Source organism: Enterobacter cloacae complex sp. HYC033_NIDB (genome assembly GCF_056673335.1).
Genome location: NZ_CP115123.1, coordinates 312,674 through 331,709, shown reverse-complemented (window position 1 = coordinate 331,709; position 19,036 = coordinate 312,674). Strand labels below are relative to the sequence as shown.

Genomic DNA, 19,036 nt, shown 5'->3' with positions numbered 1-19,036 from the left:
TTCTCCGTTAAGTAAGGCCAAACTGATTTATCTTAATGTCAAACTAAACTCGTAGAGTTTTGGACAATCCTGAATTAACAACGGAGTAATCCCATGCCACGTCGTCGCGTCATTGGTCAGCGTAAAATTCTTCCAGATCCGAAATTCGGATCAGAACTGCTGGCAAAATTTGTAAATATCCTGATGGTAGATGGTAAAAAATCTACCGCAGAAGCAATCGTATACAGCGCGCTGGAGACCCTGGCTCAGCGTTCTGGTAAAAATGAACTGGAAGCCTTCGAAGTCGCTCTCGACAACGTGCGCCCGACTGTAGAAGTTAAGTCTCGCCGCGTTGGTGGTTCTACTTATCAGGTTCCAGTTGAAGTTCGTCCGGTTCGTCGTAATGCTCTCGCAATGCGTTGGATCGTTGAAGCTGCTCGTAAACGCGGTGATAAATCCATGGCTCTGCGTCTGGCGAACGAACTTTCTGATGCTGCGGAAAACAAAGGTACCGCAGTTAAGAAACGTGAAGACGTTCACCGTATGGCAGAAGCCAACAAGGCGTTCGCACACTACCGTTGGTAATCCCTTCGGAGTCGTAGTCACCAGGCGGGCGCTTCAGAGAAGCCGCCCGCTCTGGGTAACTTAACTGAACGCCTAAAGATATAAACGAGGAATCAAATGGCTCGTACAACACCCATCGCACGCTACCGTAACATCGGTATCAGTGCGCACATCGACGCCGGTAAAACCACTACTACCGAACGTATTCTGTTCTACACCGGTGTAAACCATAAAATCGGTGAAGTTCATGACGGCGCAGCCACCATGGACTGGATGGAACAGGAGCAGGAGCGTGGTATTACTATCACCTCCGCAGCGACTACTGCATTCTGGTCAGGTATGGCTAAGCAGTACGAACCGCATCGCGTAAACATCATCGACACCCCAGGGCACGTTGACTTCACCATCGAAGTAGAACGTTCCATGCGTGTTCTTGACGGCGCGGTAATGGTTTATTGCGCAGTTGGTGGTGTTCAGCCACAGTCTGAAACCGTATGGCGTCAGGCAAACAAATATAAAGTTCCACGCATCGCGTTCGTTAACAAAATGGACCGTATGGGTGCTAACTTCCTGAAAGTTGTTGGCCAGATCAAAACCCGTCTGGGCGCGAACCCTGTTCCGCTTCAGCTGGCAATTGGTGCTGAAGAAGGTTTCACCGGCGTTATCGACCTGGTGAAAATGAAAGCCATCAACTGGAACGAAGCAGATGCGGGCGTTACCTTCGAATACGAAGATATCCCGGCAGAGATGCAGGACCTGGCTGACGAATGGCACCAGAACCTGATCGAATCCGCAGCAGAAGCTTCTGAAGAGCTGATGGAGAAATACCTGGGTGGTGAAGAACTGTCTGAGCAAGAGATCAAATCTGCTCTGCGTCAGCGCGTTCTGAACAACGAAATCATCCTGGTAACCTGTGGTTCTGCGTTCAAGAACAAAGGTGTTCAGGCGATGCTGGATGCGGTAGTTGACTACCTGCCATCCCCGGTTGACGTTCCTGCGATCAACGGCATCCTGGACGACGGTAAAGATACTCCGGCTGAGCGTCACGCAAGTGATGACGAGCCGTTCTCTGCACTGGCGTTCAAAATTGCTACCGACCCATTCGTGGGTAACCTGACCTTCTTCCGCGTTTACTCTGGTGTGGTTAACTCCGGTGACACCATCCTGAACTCCGTGAAAGCGGCGCGTGAACGTTTTGGCCGTATCGTACAGATGCACGCTAACAAACGTGAAGAGATCAAAGAAGTTCGTGCGGGCGACATCGCTGCTGCTATCGGTCTGAAAGACGTGACCACTGGTGACACCCTGTGTGACCCGGATCACCCGATCATTCTGGAGCGTATGGAATTCCCTGAGCCGGTAATCTCCATCGCAGTTGAACCAAAAACCAAAGCTGACCAGGAAAAAATGGGTCTGGCTCTGGGCCGTCTGGCGAAAGAAGACCCATCATTCCGCGTATGGACTGATGAAGAATCTAACCAGACCATCATCGCTGGTATGGGTGAACTGCACCTGGACATCATCGTTGACCGTATGAAGCGTGAATTCAACGTTGAAGCGAACGTGGGTAAACCTCAGGTTGCTTACCGCGAAGCGATTCGCGCGAAAGTTACCGATGTTGAAGGTAAACACGCTAAGCAGTCTGGTGGTCGCGGTCAGTACGGTCACGTTGTGATCGACATGTACCCACTGGAGCCGGGCTCTAACCCTAAAGGTTACGAGTTCATCAACGACATCAAAGGTGGTGTAATTCCTGGCGAATACATCCCTGCCGTTGATAAAGGCATCCAGGAGCAGCTGAAAGCTGGTCCTCTGGCTGGTTACCCGGTTGTAGACATGGGTGTTCGTCTGCACTTCGGTTCTTACCACGACGTTGACTCCTCTGAACTGGCGTTTAAACTGGCTGCGTCTATTGCCTTTAAAGAAGGCTTTAAGAAAGCAAAACCAGTTCTGCTTGAGCCGATCATGAAGGTTGAAGTAGAAACTCCTGAAGAGAACACCGGTGACGTTATCGGTGACTTGAGCCGTCGTCGCGGTATGCTGCGTGGTCAGGAATCCGAAGTAACTGGCGTTAAGATCCACGCTGAAGTTCCGCTGTCTGAAATGTTCGGATATGCGACTCAGCTGCGTTCTCTGACCAAAGGTCGTGCATCATACACTATGGAATTCCTGAAGTATGATGATGCGCCGAACAACGTTGCTCAGGCCGTTATCGAAGCCCGTGGTAAGTAATCCACAGGATTAAAACCTAAGTCCCGTGCTCTCTCCGAAGGGGAGAGCACTATAGTAAGGAATATAGCCGTGTCTAAAGAAAAATTTGAACGTACAAAACCGCACGTCAACGTTGGTACTATCGGCCACGTTGACCATGGTAAAACTACCCTGACTGCTGCAATCACCACCGTACTGGCTAAAACCTACGGCGGTGCTGCTCGTGCTTTCGACCAGATCGATAACGCACCAGAAGAAAAAGCTCGTGGTATCACCATCAACACCTCTCACGTTGAGTATGACACCCCGACTCGCCACTACGCACACGTAGACTGCCCAGGCCACGCCGACTATGTTAAAAACATGATCACCGGTGCTGCGCAGATGGACGGCGCGATCCTGGTTGTTGCTGCGACTGACGGCCCTATGCCTCAGACTCGTGAGCACATCCTGCTGGGTCGTCAGGTAGGCGTTCCTTTCATCATCGTGTTCCTGAACAAATGTGACATGGTTGATGACGAAGAGCTGCTGGAACTGGTAGAGATGGAAGTTCGTGAACTGCTGTCTCAGTACGATTTCCCAGGCGACGACACTCCAATCGTTCGTGGTTCCGCGCTGAAAGCGCTGGAAGGCGAAGCAGAGTGGGAAGAGAAAATCATCGAACTGGCTGGCTACCTGGATTCTTACATCCCAGAACCAGAGCGTGCGATTGACAAGCCATTCCTGCTGCCAATCGAAGACGTATTCTCCATCTCCGGTCGTGGTACCGTTGTTACCGGTCGTGTAGAGCGCGGTATCATCAAAGTGGGTGAAGAAGTTGAAATCGTTGGTATCAAAGAGACTGCGAAGTCTACCTGTACTGGCGTTGAAATGTTCCGCAAACTGCTGGACGAAGGCCGTGCTGGTGAGAACGTTGGTGTTCTGCTGCGTGGTATCAAACGTGAAGAAATCGAACGTGGTCAGGTTCTGGCGAAGCCAGGCTCAATCAAGCCACACACCAAGTTCGAATCTGAAGTGTACATTCTGTCCAAAGACGAAGGCGGCCGTCATACTCCGTTCTTCAAAGGCTACCGTCCACAGTTCTACTTCCGTACAACTGACGTGACCGGTACCATCGAACTGCCAGAAGGCGTAGAGATGGTAATGCCAGGCGACAACATCAAGATGGTTGTGACGCTGATCCACCCAATCGCGATGGACGACGGTCTGCGTTTCGCAATCCGTGAAGGCGGCCGTACCGTTGGCGCGGGCGTTGTTGCTAAAGTTCTGGGCTAATTAATTATCCCTGAAATAAAAAGGACGCTCCGGCGTCCTTTTTTGTTTTCTGCCGTTGGGGCATTGTCATAAAAATTCGCATTTTTTGCTTTCTCCCGCCACGTATTCCGAAGCCCGTGCTATTGTAATCATAACCATTCTCACTTACACTTTGCGCATATTTTGAACGGGAGTCTTTATGTACGTTTGTTTATGTAATGGTGTAAGCGACAAAAAAATTCGTCAGGCCGTTCGCCAGTTTCAACCACAATCTTTCCAGCAGCTTCGCAAGTTTGTTCCGGTGGGAAATCAATGCGGTAAATGCGTTCGCGCAGCGCGTGAGATCATGCAGGACGAACTGATGCAGATCCCGGAATTCAAAGAGATCGCGTAAGCCTCTATCTTTTTTTTGACATCCCCGTAGCCCGATCTACGCTTCAATGAGTGGAAGCGGAGGGACTATATAATGAAAGGTGATGTTAAAATCATAAGTTATCTCAATAAATTATTGGGAAATGAGCTTGTCGCAATCAATCAGTATTTTCTCCATGCAAGAATGTTTAAAAACTGGGGACTGACTCGCCTCAACGATGTTGAATACCATGAGTCCATTGATGAAATGAAACACGCCGATAAATACATTGAGCGTATTTTATTCCTCGAAGGCATTCCTAACCTACAGGATCTCGGAAAACTGGGCATCGGAGAAGATGTCGAAGAGATGCTGCGTTCTGATCTCCGGCTGGAGCTGGAGGGTGCAAAAGATCTGCGTGAAGCCATTGCCTATGCGGACAGCGTACATGACTACGTCAGCCGCGATATGATGATCCAGATCCTGGCCGATGAAGAAGGGCACATCGACTGGCTTGAGACCGAACTGGATCTCATTAGCAAAATTGGCCTACAGAACTACCTTCAGTCTCAGATCAAAGTGGAAAGTTAATCAGGCTTTCCCAGCCAACGCATAAACCCGCTGCCGCCAGAAATGGCCCAAAAGGCAGTGGGTTTTTTAATGCCTGCTTATCAGGGGTAAACAACGAGAAAGCAACCAGATACAGCAGAGCCATTAACGCGGCCACTAATGCCAGTATTGGTAGTACACACCAGCCATGCCATGCCCCCAGCGCCGCCAGATATTTTATGTCGCCATATCCCATCCCTTCACGTCGGCAGATGAGCCGGTATCCCCAATAGATAATGGCGAATCCGGCATATCCTGTCATCGCACCCACTACCGCGCTCGGCAAAAAATCAGGATGGAGACAAAGCTGGTAGAGCAGGCCCGTCCACAGCAGCGGGCAAAGAAATTTATCGGGAAGAAGCCCCGTGCGAATATCGGTGCGAACAAGCAAGGCCGATAACGCAAAATAGATCAGCAGAAAGGGGAGGGACAGTAGCATAGCGAGAGCCTCAAAATGGTTTGAGCGCATACTCGTAATAATCTGCATGCCCGGCAATGTGTAAAAACAGCAATTGCGTAGCGGCTTCAGACAAAGAGTTGAGAAGGGATACTTTGCATAAAAAATTGCGCGGCCTTACGTATAGTACGTCTTTGGCGCTTAATTTCTAAACGGCACTTGCGTCTTTCTCTGATTTACGTATAATGCGCGGGCTTGTCGTAATTGACGGCGGGTTCAATCTGAACCAGAGTAGCTCACTTTGTTACTCAACAATGCTCCCAATTGGGGAGCTACGTAAGAACGGTTACACTCTCCCATCAATCGTAATGGGTTTGAGGAGTAATCATTTTCGTTTATAAAATAATTGGAGCTCTGGTCTCATGCAGAACCAAAGAATCCGTATCCGCCTTAAAGCGTTTGATCATCGTCTGATCGATCAATCAACCGCGGAAATCGTCGAGACTGCTAAGCGCACTGGTGCGCAAGTCCGTGGTCCGATCCCGCTGCCGACCCGCAAAGAGCGCTTTACCGTTCTGATCTCTCCGCACGTTAACAAAGATGCGCGTGATCAGTACGAAATCCGCACTCACAAGCGTCTGGTTGACATCGTTGAGCCAACTGAGAAAACCGTTGATGCTCTGATGCGTCTGGATCTGGCTGCCGGTGTAGACGTGCAGATCAGCCTGGGTTAATCAGGTCATCGAGCGATTGAGAGGTTGAAACAATGATTGGTTTAGTCGGTAAAAAAGTGGGTATGACCCGCATCTTCACTGAAGATGGCGTTTCTATCCCAGTAACCGTAATCGAAGTTGAAGCAAACCGCGTTACTCAGGTTAAAGATCTGGCTAACGATGGCTACCGCGCTATTCAGGTTACCACTGGTGCTAAAAAAGCTAACCGTGTAACCAAACCAGAAGCGGGTCACTTCGCTAAAGCTGGCGTTGAAGCTGGCCGTGGTCTGTGGGAATTCCGTCTTGCTGAAGGCGAAGAGTTCACCGTAGGTCAGGACATTAGCGTTGAGCTGTTTGCTGACGTTAAAAAAGTTGACGTAACCGGTACCTCTAAAGGTAAAGGTTTTGCTGGTACCGTTAAGCGCTGGAACTTCCGTACCCAGGACGCTACTCACGGTAACTCCTTGTCTCACCGCGTTCCGGGTTCTATCGGTCAGAACCAGACTCCGGGCAAAGTGTTCAAAGGCAAGAAAATGGCAGGTCAGCTGGGCAACGAACGTGTAACCGTTCAGAGCCTGGACGTAGTACGTGTTGACGCTGAGCGCAACCTGCTGCTGGTTAAAGGTGCGGTCCCGGGTGCAACCGGTAGCGACCTGATCGTTAAACCAGCTGTGAAGGCGTAAGGGGATAGCAATGGAATTAGTATTGAAAGACGCGCAGAGCGCGCTGACTGTTTCCGAAACTACCTTCGGTCGTGATTTCAACGAAGCGCTGGTTCACCAGGTTGTTGTTGCTTATGCAGCTGGTGCTCGTCAGGGTACTCGTGCTCAGAAGACTCGTGCTGAAGTAACTGGTTCAGGCAAAAAGCCATGGCGCCAGAAAGGTACCGGCCGTGCGCGTTCAGGTTCTATCAAGAGCCCGATCTGGCGTTCAGGTGGCGTGACCTTCGCTGCGCGTCCACAGGACCACAGTCAAAAAGTTAACAAAAAGATGTACCGCGGCGCGCTGAAAAGCATTCTGTCCGAACTGGTACGTCAGGATCGTCTGATCGTTGTCGAGAAGTTCTCTGTTGAAGCGCCTAAAACTAAGCTGCTGGCACAGAAACTGAAAGACATGGCTCTGGAAGATGTGCTGATCATCACCGGTGAGCTGGACGAGAACCTGTTCCTGGCCGCGCGTAACCTGCACAAGGTTGACGTACGCGACGCGACTGGTATCGACCCGGTTAGCCTGATCGCCTTCGACAAAGTCGTAATGACTGCTGATGCTGTTAAGCAAGTTGAGGAGATGCTGGCATGATTCGTGAAGAACGTCTGCTGAAGGTGCTGCGCGCACCGCACGTTTCTGAAAAAGCGTCTACTGCGATGGAAAAAACAAACACCATCGTTCTCAAAGTTGCTAAAGACGCGACCAAAGCAGAGATCAAAGCTGCTGTGCAGAAACTGTTTGAAGTCGAAGTCGAAGTCGTTAACACCCTGGTAGTTAAAGGGAAAGTTAAACGTCACGGACAGCGTATCGGTCGTCGTAGCGACTGGAAAAAAGCTTACGTCACCCTGAAAGAAGGCCAGAACCTGGACTTCGTTGGCGGCGCTGAGTAAGTCGGAGGAGTAATACAATGGCAGTTGTTAAATGTAAACCGACATCTCCGGGTCGTCGCCACGTAGTTAAAGTGGTTAACCCTGAGCTGCACAAGGGCAAACCTTTTGCTCCGTTGCTGGAAAAAAACAGCAAATCCGGTGGTCGTAACAACAATGGCCGTATCACCACTCGTCACATCGGTGGTGGCCACAAGCAGGCTTATCGTATTGTTGACTTCAAACGCAACAAAGACGGTATCCCAGCAGTTGTTGAGCGTCTTGAGTACGATCCGAACCGTTCCGCGAACATCGCGCTGGTTCTGTACAAAGATGGCGAACGCCGTTACATCCTGGCCCCTAAAGGCCTGAAAGCTGGCGACCAGATTCAGTCTGGCGTTGATGCTGCAATCAAAGCAGGCAACACCCTGCCGATGCGCAATATCCCGGTTGGTTCTACCGTTCATAACGTAGAAATGAAACCAGGTAAAGGCGGTCAGCTGGCGCGTTCCGCGGGTACTTACGTTCAGATCGTTGCGCGTGACGGTGCTTATGTCACCCTGCGTCTGCGTTCTGGTGAAATGCGTAAAGTCGAAGCAGACTGCCGCGCTACTCTGGGCGAAGTTGGCAATGCTGAGCATATGCTGCGCGTTCTGGGTAAAGCTGGTGCTGCACGCTGGCGTGGTGTTCGTCCTACCGTTCGCGGTACTGCGATGAACCCAGTCGACCACCCACATGGTGGTGGTGAAGGTCGTAACTTTGGTAAGCACCCGGTAACTCCGTGGGGCGTTCAGACCAAAGGTAAGAAGACCCGCAGCAACAAGCGTACTGATAAATTTATCGTACGTCGCCGTAGCAAATAATTTTAGAGGATAAGCCATGCCACGTTCTCTCAAGAAAGGTCCTTTTATTGACCTGCACTTGCTGAAGAAGGTAGAGAAAGCGGTGGAAAGCGGAGACAAGAAGCCCCTGCGCACTTGGTCCCGTCGTTCAACGATCTTTCCTAACATGATCGGTTTGACCATCGCTGTCCATAATGGTCGTCAGCACGTTCCAGTCTTTGTTACCGACGAAATGGTTGGTCACAAACTGGGTGAATTCGCACCGACTCGTACTTATCGCGGCCACGCTGCTGATAAAAAAGCGAAGAAGAAATAAGGTAGGAGGAAGAGATGGAAACTTTAGCTCAACATCGCCATGCTCGTTCTTCTGCACAGAAGGTTCGCCTTGTTGCTGACCTGATTCGCGGTAAGAAAGTGTCGCAGGCCCTGGACATCCTGACCTATACCAACAAGAAAGCTGCGGTATTGGTCAAGAAAGTACTGGAATCTGCCATTGCTAACGCTGAACACAACGATGGCGCTGACATCGACGATCTGAAAGTCGCGAAAATTTTCGTAGATGAAGGCCCAAGCATGAAGCGCATTATGCCGCGTGCGAAAGGTCGTGCAGATCGCATCCTGAAGCGCACCAGCCACATTACTGTGGTTGTGTCCGATCGCTGAGACTCTGGAGACTAGCAATGGGTCAGAAAGTACATCCTAATGGTATTCGCCTGGGTATTGTAAAACCATGGAACTCTACCTGGTTTGCGAACACCAAAGAATTCGCTGACAACCTGGACAGCGATTTTAAAGTACGTCAGTACCTGACTAAGGAACTGGCTAAAGCGTCTGTATCTCGTATCGTTATCGAGCGTCCAGCTAAGAGCATCCGTGTGACTATTCACACTGCTCGCCCTGGCATCGTTATCGGTAAGAAAGGCGAAGACGTAGAAAAACTGCGCAAGGTCGTAGCGGATATCGCTGGCGTTCCTGCACAGATCAATATCGCTGAAGTTCGTAAGCCTGAACTGGACGCTAAATTGGTTGCTGACAGCATCACTTCTCAGCTGGAACGTCGCGTTATGTTCCGTCGTGCTATGAAGCGTGCTGTACAGAACGCAATGCGTCTGGGCGCTAAGGGTATCAAAGTTGAAGTTAGCGGCCGTCTGGGCGGCGCGGAAATCGCACGTACCGAATGGTACCGCGAAGGTCGCGTACCGCTGCACACTCTGCGTGCTGACATCGACTACAACACCTCTGAAGCGCACACCACTTACGGTGTAATCGGCGTTAAGGTATGGATCTTCAAAGGTGAGATCCTGGGTGGTATGGCTGCTGTTGAACAACCGGAAAAACCGGCTGCTCAACCTAAAAAGCAGCAGCGTAAAGGCCGTAAATAAGGAGCGTCGCTGATGTTACAACCAAAGCGTACAAAATTCCGTAAAGTGCACAAAGGCCGCAACCGTGGTCTGGCGCAGGGTACGGATGTTAGCTTCGGCACTTTCGGTCTGAAAGCTGTTGGCCGTGGTCGTCTGACTGCACGTCAGATCGAAGCAGCACGTCGTGCAATGACCCGTGCAGTTAAGCGTCAAGGTAAGATCTGGATCCGTGTATTCCCGGACAAACCGATCACCGAGAAGCCACTGGAAGTTCGTATGGGTAAAGGTAAAGGTAACGTGGAGTACTGGGTTGCCTTGATCCAACCGGGCAAAGTCCTTTATGAAATGGACGGTGTTCCGGAAGAGCTGGCCCGTGAAGCCTTCGGCCTGGCAGCAGCGAAACTGCCTATCAAAACCACCTTTGTAACTAAGACGGTGATGTAATGAAAGCAAAAGAGCTGCGTGAAAAAAGCGTTGAAGAGCTGAACGCTGAGCTGCTGAACCTGCTGCGTGAGCAGTTCAACCTGCGTATGCAGGCTGCAAGTGGCCAGCTGCAACAGACTCACCTGCTGAAGCAAGTGCGTCGCAATGTTGCGCGCGTTAAGACTTTACTGACTCAGAAGGCGGGTGCGTAATGACCGATAAAATCCGTACTCTGCAAGGTCGTGTTGTTAGCGATAAAATGGAGAAATCCATTGTTGTAGCTATCGAACGTTTTGTGAAACACCCGATCTACGGTAAATTCATCAAGCGTACGACCAAACTGCACGTACATGACGAGAACAACGAATGTGGTATCGGCGACAAGGTTGAAATCCGTGAATGCCGTCCACTGTCCAAGACTAAGTCCTGGACGCTGGTTCGCGTTGTAGAGAAAGCGGTTCTGTAATAGAGTACGCATTCTCAATACGAATAAACGGCTCAGCGATGAGCCGTTTATTTTTTCTACCCATATTGCAGAAGCGGTGTTATAATGCCGCGCCCTCGATATGGGGCTTTTTAACGGCTCTGATTTTAGAGTCTCAGGTAGTAGTTGACATTAGCGGAGCACTAAAATGATCCAAGAACAGACTATGCTGAACGTCGCCGACAACTCCGGTGCACGTCGCGTAATGTGTATCAAGGTTCTGGGTGGCTCGCACCGTCGCTACGCAGGCGTAGGCGACATCATCAAGATCACCATCAAGGAAGCAATTCCACGTGGTAAGGTCAAAAAAGGTGATGTGCTGAAGGCGGTAGTGGTGCGCACCAAGAAGGGTGTTCGTCGCCCTGACGGTTCTGTCATTCGCTTCGATGGTAATGCATGCGTTATTTTAAACAATAACAGCGAGCAGCCTATCGGCACGCGTATCTTTGGGCCGGTAACTCGTGAACTTCGTACTGAGAAGTTCATGAAAATTATCTCTCTGGCACCAGAAGTACTCTAAGGAGCGAATCATGGCAGCGAAAATCCGTCGTGATGACGAAGTTATCGTGTTAACCGGTAAAGATAAAGGTAAACGCGGTAAAGTAAAAAATGTTCTGTCTTCCGGCAAACTTGTCGTTGAAGGTATCAACCTGGTTAAGAAACATCAGAAGCCGGTTCCGGCCCTGAACCAACCAGGCGGCATCGTTGAAAAAGAAGCTGCTATTCAGGTTTCTAACGTTGCAATCTTCAATGCGGCTACCGGCAAGGCTGACCGTGTAGGCTTTAGATTCGAAGACGGTAAAAAAGTCCGTTTCTTCAAATCTAACAGCGAAACTATCAAGTAATTTGGAGTAGTACGATGGCGAAACTGCATGATTACTACAAAGACGAAGTAGTTAACAAACTCATGACTGAGTTTAACTACAATTCTGTCATGCAAGTCCCTCGGGTCGAGAAGATCACCCTGAACATGGGTGTTGGTGAAGCGATCGCTGACAAGAAACTGCTGGATAACGCAGCAGCTGACCTGACAGCAATCTCCGGTCAAAAACCGCTGATCACCAAAGCACGCAAATCTGTTGCAGGCTTCAAAATCCGTCAGGGCTATCCGATCGGCTGTAAAGTAACTCTGCGTGGCGAACGCATGTGGGAGTTCCTTGAGCGCCTGATCACTATTGCTGTTCCACGTATCCGTGACTTCCGTGGCTTGTCCGCTAAGTCTTTCGACGGTCGTGGTAACTACAGCATGGGTGTCCGTGAGCAGATCATCTTCCCAGAAATCGACTACGATAAAGTCGACCGCGTGCGTGGTTTGGATATTACCATTACCACTACTGCGAAATCTGATGAAGAAGGCCGTGCTCTGCTGGCTGCCTTTGACTTCCCGTTCCGCAAGTAAGGTAGGGTTACTGAATGGCTAAGCAATCAATGAAAGCACGCGAAGTAAAGCGCGTAGCTTTAGCTGATAAATTCTTCGCTAAACGCGCTGAACTGAAAGCGATCATTTCTGATGTGAACGCTTCCGACGAAGATCGTTGGAATGCGGTTCTCAAGCTGCAGTCTCTGCCGCGTGATTCCAGCCCGTCTCGTCAGCGTAACCGCTGTCGTCAAACAGGTCGTCCACATGGTTATGTGGGCAAGTTTGGGTTGAGCCGTATCAAACTGCGTGAAGCCGCCATGCGCGGTGAAGTGCCAGGCTTGAAAAAGGCTAGCTGGTAATTACCAATTGAATCACGGGAGTAAAGACAGATGAGCATGCAAGATCCGATCGCGGATATGCTGACCCGTATCCGTAACGGTCAGGCCGCGAACAAAGTTGCGGTCACCATGCCTTCCGCCAAGCTGAAAGTGGCAATTGCCAACGTGCTGAAGGAAGAAGGTTTTATCGAAGATTTTAAAGTTGAAGGCGACACCAAGCCGGAACTGGAACTTACTCTCAAGTATTTCCAGGGTAAAGCTGTTGTAGAAAGCATTCAGCGTGTCAGCCGCCCAGGCCTGCGCATCTATAAGAAAAAAGATGAGCTGCCAAAAGTAATGGCTGGTCTTGGTATCGCAGTTGTTTCTACCTCTAAAGGTGTTATGACTGATCGTGCAGCGCGCCAGGCTGGTCTTGGTGGCGAAATTATCTGCTACGTAGCCTAATCGGAGGAAAGAATGTCTCGTGTTGCTAAAGCACCGGTCGTTATTCCTGCCGGCGTTGATGTAAAAATCGACGGTCAGGTTATTACGATCAAAGGTAAAAACGGCGAGCTGACTCGTACCCTCAACAATGCTGTTGAAGTTAAACATGCAGATAACGCTCTGACCTTCGGTCCACGTGATGGTTTCGTGGATGGATGGGCTCAGGCTGGTACCGCGCGTGCCCTGCTGAACTCAATGGTTGTTGGTGTTACCGAAGGCTTCACTAAAAAGCTTCAGCTGGTTGGTGTAGGTTATCGTGCAGCTATCAAAGGGAATGCAGTAGGCCTGTCTCTGGGCTTCTCACACCCTGTTGAGCATCCGCTGCCGGCCGGTATCACTGCAGAATGCCCGACTCAGACTGAAATCGTGCTGAAAGGCGCTGATAAACAGCTGATCGGTCAGGTTGCAGCAGATCTGCGCGCCTACCGTCGTCCTGAGCCTTATAAAGGCAAGGGTGTTCGTTACGCCGACGAAGTCGTGCGTACCAAAGAGGCTAAGAAGAAGTAAGGTAACACTATGGATAAGAAATCTGCTCGTATCCGTCGTGCGACCCGCGCACGCCGCAAGCTCAAAGAGCTGGGTGCAACTCGCCTGGTGGTACATCGTACCCCGCGTCATATTTACGCACAGGTAATTGCACCGAACGGTTCTGAAGTTCTGGTAGCTGCTTCTACTGTAGAAAAAGCTATCTCAGAACAATTGAAGTATACCGGTAACAAAGACGCCGCAGCAGCTGTAGGTAAAGCTGTAGCTGAACGCGCTCTGGAAAAAGGCATCAGCAATGTTTCCTTTGACCGTTCCGGGTTCCAATATCATGGTCGTGTCCAGGCACTGGCAGATGCTGCCCGTGAAGCTGGCCTTCAGTTCTAAGGTAGAGGTGTAAGATGGCTCACATCGAAAAACAGGCTGGCGAACTGCAGGAAAAGCTGATCGCGGTAAACCGCGTATCTAAAACCGTTAAAGGTGGTCGTATTTTCTCCTTCACAGCTCTGACTGTAGTGGGTGATGGTAACGGTCGCGTTGGTTTTGGTTACGGTAAAGCGCGTGAAGTTCCAGCAGCGATCCAGAAAGCGATGGAAAAAGCCCGTCGCAATATGATTAACGTCGCGCTGAACAACGGTACCCTGCAACACCCAGTTAAAGGTGTTCACACGGGTTCTCGTGTATTCATGCAGCCAGCTTCCGAAGGTACCGGTATCATCGCCGGTGGTGCAATGCGCGCCGTTCTGGAAGTTGCTGGAGTTCATAACGTTCTGGCTAAAGCATATGGTTCCACCAACCCGATCAACGTGGTTCGTGCAACTATTGATGGCCTGGAAAATATGAATTCTCCAGAAATGGTCGCTGCCAAGCGTGGTAAATCCGTTGAAGAAATTCTGGGGTAATTGACCATGGCAAAGACTATTAAAATCACTCAAACCCGCAGTGCAATCGGTCGTCTGCCGAAACACAAGGCAACGCTGCTTGGCCTGGGTCTGCGTCGTATTGGTCATACCGTTGAGCGCGAGGATACTCCTGCTGTTCGTGGTATGGTCAACGCGGTTTACTTCATGGTTAAAGTTGAGGAGTAAGAGATGCGTTTAAATACTCTGTCTCCGGCCGAAGGCTCTAAAAAGGCGGGTAAACGCCTGGGTCGTGGTATCGGTTCTGGCCTCGGCAAAACCGGTGGTCGTGGTCACAAAGGTCAGAACTCTCGTTCTGGCGGTGGCGTACGTCGCGGTTTCGAGGGTGGCCAGATGCCACTGTACCGTCGTCTGCCGAAGTTCGGCTTCACCTCTCGCAAAGCAGCGATCACAGCGGAAATCCGTCTGTCTGACCTGGCGAAAGTTGAAGGCGGCGTTGTAGACCTGAACACGCTGAAAGCGGCTAACATTATCGGTATCCAGATCGAGTTCGCGAAAGTGATCCTGGCTGGTGAAGTTTCTACTCCGGTAACTGTTCGTGGCCTGCGTGTTACTAAAGGTGCTCGTGCTGCTATCGAAGCTGCTGGCGGTAAAATTGAGGAATAAGTAGCAGATGGCTAAGCAACCGGGATTAGATTTTCAAAGTGCCAAAGGTGGATTTGGCGAGCTGAAACGCAGACTGCTGTTTGTAATCGGCGCGCTGATTGTGTTCCGTATTGGCTCTTTTATTCCGATCCCTGGTATTGATGCCGCTGTACTTGCCAAACTGCTTGAGCAACAGCGAGGCACCATCATTGAAATGTTCAACATGTTCTCTGGTGGTGCTCTCAGCCGTGCTTCTATTTTCGCACTGGGTATTATGCCGTACATTTCGGCATCGATTATTATCCAGCTGCTGACGGTCGTTCATCCGGCCCTGGCAGAGTTGAAGAAAGAAGGGGAGTCTGGACGTCGTAAGATTAGCCAGTACACCCGTTACGGCACTCTGGTGCTGGCAATATTCCAGTCGATCGGTATTGCTACCGGTCTTCCGAATATGCCTGGTATGCAAGGTCTGGTATTAAACCCAGGCTTTGCATTCTATTTCACCGCTGTTGTAAGTCTGGTCACAGGGACCATGTTCCTGATGTGGCTCGGCGAACAGATTACTGAACGAGGTATCGGTAACGGTATCTCAATCATTATCTTCGCCGGTATCGTTGCGGGTCTCCCGCCGGCCATCGCCCATACTATCGAGCAAGCGCGTCAAGGCGACCTGCACTTCCTCCTGTTGCTGTTGGTTGCAGTATTAGTATTTGCAGTGACGTTCTTTGTTGTCTTCGTTGAACGTGGTCAACGCCGCATTGTGGTGAACTACGCTAAACGTCAGCAGGGTCGTCGTGTCTATGCTGCACAGAGCACACATTTACCGCTGAAAGTGAATATGGCGGGGGTTATCCCGGCTATCTTCGCTTCCAGTATTATTCTGTTCCCGGCAACCATCGCGTCATGGTTCGGGGGCGGTACTGGTTGGAACTGGCTGACAACAATTTCGCTGTATTTGCAGCCTGGGCAACCACTTTATGTGTTACTCTATGCGTCTGCGATCATCTTCTTCTGTTTCTTCTACACGGCGTTGGTCTTCAACCCGCGTGAAACAGCAGATAACCTGAAGAAGTCCGGTGCATTTGTACCAGGAATTCGTCCGGGAGAGCAAACGGCGAAGTATATCGATAAAGTAATGACTCGCCTGACTTTGGTTGGTGCGCTTTATATTACTTTTATCTGCCTGATCCCGGAGTTCATGCGTGATGCAATGAAAGTACCGTTCTACTTCGGTGGGACCTCACTGCTTATCGTTGTGGTCGTGATTATGGACTTTATGGCTCAAGTGCAAACTCTGATGATGTCCAGTCAGTATGAGTCTGCATTGAAGAAGGCGAACCTGAAAGGCTACGGCCGCTAACTGGTCGCCTGAGAAGTTACGGAGAGTAAAAATGAAAGTTCGTGCTTCCGTCAAGAAATTATGCCGTAACTGCAAAATCGTTAAGCGTGATGGTGTCATCCGTGTGATTTGCAGTGCCGAGCCGAAGCATAAACAGCGCCAAGGCTGATTATTTCGCATATTTTTCTTGCAAAGTTGGGTTGAGCTGGCTAGATTAGCCAGCCAATCTTTTGTATGTCTGTACGTTTCCATTTGAGTATCCTGAAAACGGGCTTTTCAGCATGGTGCGTACATATTAAATAGTAGGAGTGCATAGTGGCCCGTATAGCAGGCATTAACATTCCTGATCAGAAACATGCTGTGATCGCATTAACTTCGATCTATGGCGTCGGCAAGACCCGTTCTAAAGCCATTCTGGCTGCAGCGGGTATCGCTGAAGATGTTAAGATCAGTGAGCTGTCTGAAGAACAAATCGACACGCTGCGTGACGAAGTTGCCAAATTTGTCGTTGAAGGTGATCTGCGCCGTGAAATCAGCATGAGCATCAAGCGCCTGATGGATCTTGGTTGCTATCGCGGTTTGCGTCATCGTCGTGGTCTGCCAGTGCGCGGTCAGCGTACTAAGACCAACGCACGTACCCGTAAGGGTCCGCGCAAACCGATCAAGAAATAATCGGGGTGATTGAATAATGGCAAAGGCACCAGTTCGTGCACGTAAACGTGTAAGAAAACAAGTCTCTGACGGCGTGGCTCATATCCATGCTTCTTTCAACAACACCATCGTTACTATTACTGATCGTCAGGGTAACGCATTGGGTTGGGCAACAGCCGGTGGTTCCGGTTTCCGTGGTTCTCGCAAATCCACTCCGTTCGCAGCTCAGGTTGCAGCAGAGCGTTGCGCTGAAGCCGTAAAAGAATACGGCATCAAGAATCTGGAAGTTATGGTTAAAGGTCCGGGTCCGGGTCGTGAATCTACTGTTCGCGCTCTGAACGCCGCTGGTTTCCGCATCACGAATATTACTGATGTGACTCCGATCCCTCATAACGGTTGTCGTCCGCCGAAAAAACGTCGCGTATAACGCTCGTTTTTTAGGTTAGTTGGAGATAGAAAATGGCAAGATATTTGGGTCCTAAGCTCAAGCTGAGCCGTCGTGAGGGCACCGACTTATTCCTTAAGTCTGGCGTTCGCGCGATCGATACCAAGTGTAAAATTGAACAAGCTCCTGGCCAGCACGGTGCGCGTAAACCGCGTCTGTCTGACTATGGTGTGCAGTTGCGTGAAAAGCAAAAAGTTCGCCGTATCTACGGTGTGCTGGAGCGTCAGTTCCGTAACTACTATAAAGAAGCAGCACGTCTGAAAGGCAACACAGGTGAAAACCTGCTGGCTCTGCTGGAAGGTCGTCTGGACAACGTTGTATACCGTATGGGCTTCGGCGCGACTCGTGCTGAATCACGCCAGCTGGTTAGCCATAAAGCAATCATGGTAAACGGTCGTGTTGTTAACATCGCTTCTTATCAGGTTAAAGCGAATGACGTTGTTAGCATTCGTGAGAAAGCGAAAAAGCAATCTCGCGTGAAAGCCGCTCTGGAGCTGGCTGAGCAGCGTGAAAAGCCAACCTGGCTGGAAGTTGATGCTGGCAAGATGGAAGGTACGTTCAAGCGTCAGCCAGAACGTTCTGATCTGTCTGCGGACATTAACGAACACCTGATCGTCGAGCTTTACTCCAAGTAAAGCTTAGTACCAAAGAGAGGACACAATGCAGGGTTCTGTGACAGAGTTTCTAAAACCGCGCCTGGTAGATATCGAGCAAGTGAGTTCGACGCACGCCAAGGTGACCCTTGAGCCTTTAGAGCGTGGCTTTGGCCATACTCTGGGTAACGCACTGCGCCGTATTCTGCTCTCATCGATGCCGGGTTGCGCGGTGACCGAGGTTGAGATTGATGGTGTACTTCATGAGTACAGCACCAAAGAAGGCGTTCAGGAAGATATCCTTGAAATCCTGCTCAACCTGAAAGGGCTGGCGGTGAGAGTTCAGGGTAAAGATGAAGTTATTCTTACTCTGAATAAATCTGGCATTGGCCCTGTGACTGCAGCCGACATCACCCACGACGGTGATGTTGAAATCGTCAAGCCGCAGCACGTGATCTGCCACCTGACCGATGAGAACGCAGCTATTAGCATGCGTATCAAAGTTCAGCGCGGTAGTGGTTATGTGCCGGCTTCTGCCCGAATTCATTCGGAAGAAGATGAGCGCCCAATCGGCCGTCTGCTGGTCGACGCATGTTACAGCCCTGTAGAGCGTATTGCCTACAATGTTGAAGCAGCGCGTGTAGAACAGCGTACCGACCTGGACAAGCTGGTCATCGAAATGGAAACCAATGGCACAATCGATCCTGAAGAGGCGATTCGTCGTGCGGCAACCATCCTGGCAGAACAACTGGAAGCTTTCGTTGACTTACGTGATGTACGTCAGCCGGAAGTGAAAGAAGAGAAACCAGAATTCGATCCGATCCTGCTGCGCCCTGTTGACGATCTGGAATTGACTGTCCGCTCTGCTAACTGCCTCAAGGCAGAAGCTATCCACTATATCGGTGATCTGGTACAGCGTACCGAGGTTGAGTTGCTGAAAACGCCGAACCTGGGTAAAAAATCTCTTACCGAGATTAAAGACGTGCTGGCTTCACGTGGTCTGTCTCTGGGCATGCGCCTGGAAAACTGGCCACCAGCAAGCATTGCTGACGAGTAACCGGATCACAGGTTAAGGT

Annotated in this window: 33 protein-coding genes; 32 read left to right on the top strand and 1 reads right to left on the bottom strand. The window is 50.4% G+C overall.

Going from position 1 to position 19,036, the window contains the following annotated elements:
- Nucleotides 1-93: 93 nt before the first annotated feature.
- The 5 genes from rpsG to bfr all read left to right on the top strand — a co-directional run bounded on the left by rpsG (nucleotide 94) and on the right by bfr (nucleotide 4,951).
- On the top strand, nucleotides 94-564 hold the full coding sequence (gene rpsG, locus O1721_RS01670) for a 30S ribosomal protein S7 (RefSeq protein WP_003861706.1): 471 nt from the start codon (nucleotides 94-96) through the stop codon (nucleotides 562-564).
- A 96-nt stretch (nucleotides 565-660) separates the two neighbouring features.
- The gene (gene fusA / locus O1721_RS01665) at nucleotides 661-2,775 is read left to right on the top strand and encodes an elongation factor G (RefSeq protein WP_006812195.1); all 2,115 of its coding nucleotides are present in this window, start codon (nucleotides 661-663) and stop codon (nucleotides 2,773-2,775) included.
- 69 nt (nucleotides 2,776-2,844) lie between these two features.
- A complete protein-coding gene (gene tuf, locus O1721_RS01660; protein ID WP_017693880.1) occupies nucleotides 2,845-4,029 on the top strand; it encodes an elongation factor Tu in 1,185 nt (394 codons plus the stop codon).
- 178 nt (nucleotides 4,030-4,207) lie between these two features.
- Complete coding sequence (gene bfd / locus O1721_RS01655; RefSeq protein WP_003863268.1) at nucleotides 4,208-4,402, top strand: bacterioferritin-associated ferredoxin; 195 nt, start codon at nucleotides 4,208-4,210, stop codon at nucleotides 4,400-4,402.
- Nucleotides 4,403-4,474: 72 nt separating this feature from the next.
- On the top strand, nucleotides 4,475-4,951 hold the full coding sequence (gene bfr / locus O1721_RS01650; RefSeq protein ID WP_003863270.1) for a bacterioferritin: 477 nt from the start codon (nucleotides 4,475-4,477) through the stop codon (nucleotides 4,949-4,951).
- On the opposite strand, the gene O1721_RS01645 is transcribed toward bfr, so the two are convergent.
- Entirely contained in the window at nucleotides 4,935-5,408 is a 474-nt protein-coding gene (locus O1721_RS01645; protein WP_017383731.1) for a prepilin peptidase, read from the bottom strand. The two genes, bfr and O1721_RS01645, sit on opposite strands and share 17 nt — an antisense overlap.
- Before the next feature lie 380 nt (nucleotides 5,409-5,788).
- Here O1721_RS01645 and rpsJ point away from each other — a divergent pair, with 380 nt between their 5' ends.
- From rpsJ to O1721_RS01510, 27 genes are all read left to right on the top strand, one after another.
- Nucleotides 5,789-6,100 carry a 30S ribosomal protein S10 gene (gene rpsJ / locus O1721_RS01640; RefSeq protein ID WP_001181005.1) on the top strand — a complete coding sequence of 104 codons (312 nt, stop codon included), beginning with the start codon at nucleotides 5,789-5,791 and terminating at the stop codon, nucleotides 6,098-6,100.
- Nucleotides 6,101-6,132: 32 nt separating this feature from the next.
- Nucleotides 6,133-6,762 (top strand): 50S ribosomal protein L3, encoded by a 630-nt coding sequence (gene rplC, locus O1721_RS01635; RefSeq protein WP_003863274.1) that lies wholly within the window; start codon nucleotides 6,133-6,135, stop codon nucleotides 6,760-6,762.
- A 10-nt stretch (nucleotides 6,763-6,772) separates the two neighbouring features.
- Nucleotides 6,773-7,378 (top strand): 50S ribosomal protein L4, encoded by a 606-nt coding sequence (rplD, locus tag O1721_RS01630; protein ID WP_000424395.1) that lies wholly within the window; start codon nucleotides 6,773-6,775, stop codon nucleotides 7,376-7,378.
- On the top strand, nucleotides 7,375-7,677 hold the full coding sequence (rplW, locus tag O1721_RS01625; protein ID WP_000617546.1) for a 50S ribosomal protein L23: 303 nt from the start codon (nucleotides 7,375-7,377) through the stop codon (nucleotides 7,675-7,677). Before rplD ends, rplW begins: the two co-directional genes overlap by 4 nt.
- Before the next feature lie 17 nt (nucleotides 7,678-7,694).
- Entirely contained in the window at nucleotides 7,695-8,516 is an 822-nt protein-coding gene (rplB, locus tag O1721_RS01620) for a 50S ribosomal protein L2 (protein WP_000301859.1), read from the top strand.
- A gap of 16 nt (nucleotides 8,517-8,532) precedes the next feature.
- Nucleotides 8,533-8,811, top strand: coding sequence for a 30S ribosomal protein S19 (gene rpsS / locus O1721_RS01615; RefSeq protein WP_001138117.1), 279 nt, complete (start codon nucleotides 8,533-8,535; stop codon nucleotides 8,809-8,811).
- Between the two features lie 14 nt (nucleotides 8,812-8,825).
- Nucleotides 8,826-9,158 (top strand): 50S ribosomal protein L22, encoded by a 333-nt coding sequence (gene rplV / locus O1721_RS01610; protein WP_002919773.1) that lies wholly within the window; start codon nucleotides 8,826-8,828, stop codon nucleotides 9,156-9,158.
- Nucleotides 9,159-9,175: 17 nt separating this feature from the next.
- A complete protein-coding gene (rpsC, locus tag O1721_RS01605; RefSeq protein ID WP_000529945.1) occupies nucleotides 9,176-9,877 on the top strand; it encodes a 30S ribosomal protein S3 in 702 nt (233 codons plus the stop codon).
- Nucleotides 9,878-9,889: 12 nt separating this feature from the next.
- A complete protein-coding gene (gene rplP, locus O1721_RS01600; protein ID WP_002919759.1) occupies nucleotides 9,890-10,300 on the top strand; it encodes a 50S ribosomal protein L16 in 411 nt (136 codons plus the stop codon).
- Nucleotides 10,300-10,491 (top strand): 50S ribosomal protein L29, encoded by a 192-nt coding sequence (gene rpmC, locus O1721_RS01595; RefSeq protein ID WP_003863282.1) that lies wholly within the window; start codon nucleotides 10,300-10,302, stop codon nucleotides 10,489-10,491. Before rplP ends, rpmC begins: the two co-directional genes overlap by 1 nt.
- Nucleotides 10,491-10,745, top strand: coding sequence for a 30S ribosomal protein S17 (rpsQ, locus tag O1721_RS01590; protein WP_002438707.1), 255 nt, complete (start codon nucleotides 10,491-10,493; stop codon nucleotides 10,743-10,745). The genes rpmC and rpsQ overlap by 1 nt, the downstream gene beginning before the upstream one ends.
- A 166-nt stretch (nucleotides 10,746-10,911) precedes the next feature.
- Nucleotides 10,912-11,283 carry a 50S ribosomal protein L14 gene (rplN, locus tag O1721_RS01585; RefSeq protein ID WP_002919748.1) on the top strand — a complete coding sequence of 124 codons (372 nt, stop codon included), beginning with the start codon at nucleotides 10,912-10,914 and terminating at the stop codon, nucleotides 11,281-11,283.
- A 10-nt stretch (nucleotides 11,284-11,293) separates the two neighbouring features.
- Nucleotides 11,294-11,608: a 50S ribosomal protein L24 gene (rplX, locus tag O1721_RS01580; RefSeq protein ID WP_003863287.1), complete on the top strand. Its 315-nt coding sequence runs from the start codon at nucleotides 11,294-11,296 to the stop codon at nucleotides 11,606-11,608.
- A 14-nt stretch (nucleotides 11,609-11,622) separates the two neighbouring features.
- The gene (gene rplE, locus O1721_RS01575) at nucleotides 11,623-12,162 is read left to right on the top strand and encodes a 50S ribosomal protein L5 (protein WP_003863290.1); all 540 of its coding nucleotides are present in this window, start codon (nucleotides 11,623-11,625) and stop codon (nucleotides 12,160-12,162) included.
- 14 nt (nucleotides 12,163-12,176) lie between these two features.
- Nucleotides 12,177-12,482 (top strand): 30S ribosomal protein S14, encoded by a 306-nt coding sequence (gene rpsN / locus O1721_RS01570; protein WP_003863291.1) that lies wholly within the window; start codon nucleotides 12,177-12,179, stop codon nucleotides 12,480-12,482.
- A gap of 30 nt (nucleotides 12,483-12,512) precedes the next feature.
- Nucleotides 12,513-12,905 carry a 30S ribosomal protein S8 gene (rpsH, locus tag O1721_RS01565; protein ID WP_006178918.1) on the top strand — a complete coding sequence of 131 codons (393 nt, stop codon included), beginning with the start codon at nucleotides 12,513-12,515 and terminating at the stop codon, nucleotides 12,903-12,905.
- A 12-nt stretch (nucleotides 12,906-12,917) separates the two neighbouring features.
- Complete coding sequence (gene rplF / locus O1721_RS01560) at nucleotides 12,918-13,451, top strand: 50S ribosomal protein L6 (RefSeq protein WP_006178917.1); 534 nt, start codon at nucleotides 12,918-12,920, stop codon at nucleotides 13,449-13,451.
- Nucleotides 13,452-13,460: 9 nt separating this feature from the next.
- On the top strand, nucleotides 13,461-13,814 hold the full coding sequence (gene rplR / locus O1721_RS01555) for a 50S ribosomal protein L18 (protein ID WP_003863297.1): 354 nt from the start codon (nucleotides 13,461-13,463) through the stop codon (nucleotides 13,812-13,814).
- Nucleotides 13,815-13,828: 14 nt separating this feature from the next.
- Nucleotides 13,829-14,329, top strand: coding sequence for a 30S ribosomal protein S5 (rpsE, locus tag O1721_RS01550; RefSeq protein WP_003863299.1), 501 nt, complete (start codon nucleotides 13,829-13,831; stop codon nucleotides 14,327-14,329).
- Nucleotides 14,330-14,335: 6 nt separating this feature from the next.
- Nucleotides 14,336-14,515, top strand: a complete 180-nt coding sequence (rpmD, locus tag O1721_RS01545) for a 50S ribosomal protein L30 (protein WP_003863301.1) — start codon at nucleotides 14,336-14,338, stop codon at nucleotides 14,513-14,515.
- Nucleotides 14,516-14,518: 3 nt separating this feature from the next.
- A complete protein-coding gene (rplO, locus tag O1721_RS01540; protein WP_003863304.1) occupies nucleotides 14,519-14,953 on the top strand; it encodes a 50S ribosomal protein L15 in 435 nt (144 codons plus the stop codon).
- A 7-nt stretch (nucleotides 14,954-14,960) separates the two neighbouring features.
- Nucleotides 14,961-16,292 carry a preprotein translocase subunit SecY gene (gene secY, locus O1721_RS01535; protein WP_003863305.1) on the top strand — a complete coding sequence of 444 codons (1,332 nt, stop codon included), beginning with the start codon at nucleotides 14,961-14,963 and terminating at the stop codon, nucleotides 16,290-16,292.
- 31 nt (nucleotides 16,293-16,323) lie between these two features.
- Nucleotides 16,324-16,440, top strand: coding sequence for a 50S ribosomal protein L36 (rpmJ, locus tag O1721_RS01530; RefSeq protein WP_000868187.1), 117 nt, complete (start codon nucleotides 16,324-16,326; stop codon nucleotides 16,438-16,440).
- 146 nt (nucleotides 16,441-16,586) lie between these two features.
- Nucleotides 16,587-16,943 (top strand): 30S ribosomal protein S13, encoded by a 357-nt coding sequence (gene rpsM / locus O1721_RS01525; RefSeq protein WP_003863308.1) that lies wholly within the window; start codon nucleotides 16,587-16,589, stop codon nucleotides 16,941-16,943.
- Nucleotides 16,944-16,959: 16 nt separating this feature from the next.
- Nucleotides 16,960-17,349 (top strand): 30S ribosomal protein S11, encoded by a 390-nt coding sequence (gene rpsK / locus O1721_RS01520; RefSeq protein ID WP_003863312.1) that lies wholly within the window; start codon nucleotides 16,960-16,962, stop codon nucleotides 17,347-17,349.
- A gap of 32 nt (nucleotides 17,350-17,381) precedes the next feature.
- A complete protein-coding gene (rpsD, locus tag O1721_RS01515; RefSeq protein ID WP_003863314.1) occupies nucleotides 17,382-18,002 on the top strand; it encodes a 30S ribosomal protein S4 in 621 nt (206 codons plus the stop codon).
- A gap of 25 nt (nucleotides 18,003-18,027) precedes the next feature.
- The gene (locus tag O1721_RS01510; protein WP_479953550.1) at nucleotides 18,028-19,017 is read left to right on the top strand and encodes a DNA-directed RNA polymerase subunit alpha; all 990 of its coding nucleotides are present in this window, start codon (nucleotides 18,028-18,030) and stop codon (nucleotides 19,015-19,017) included.
- Nucleotides 19,018-19,036 lie beyond the last annotated feature (19 nt).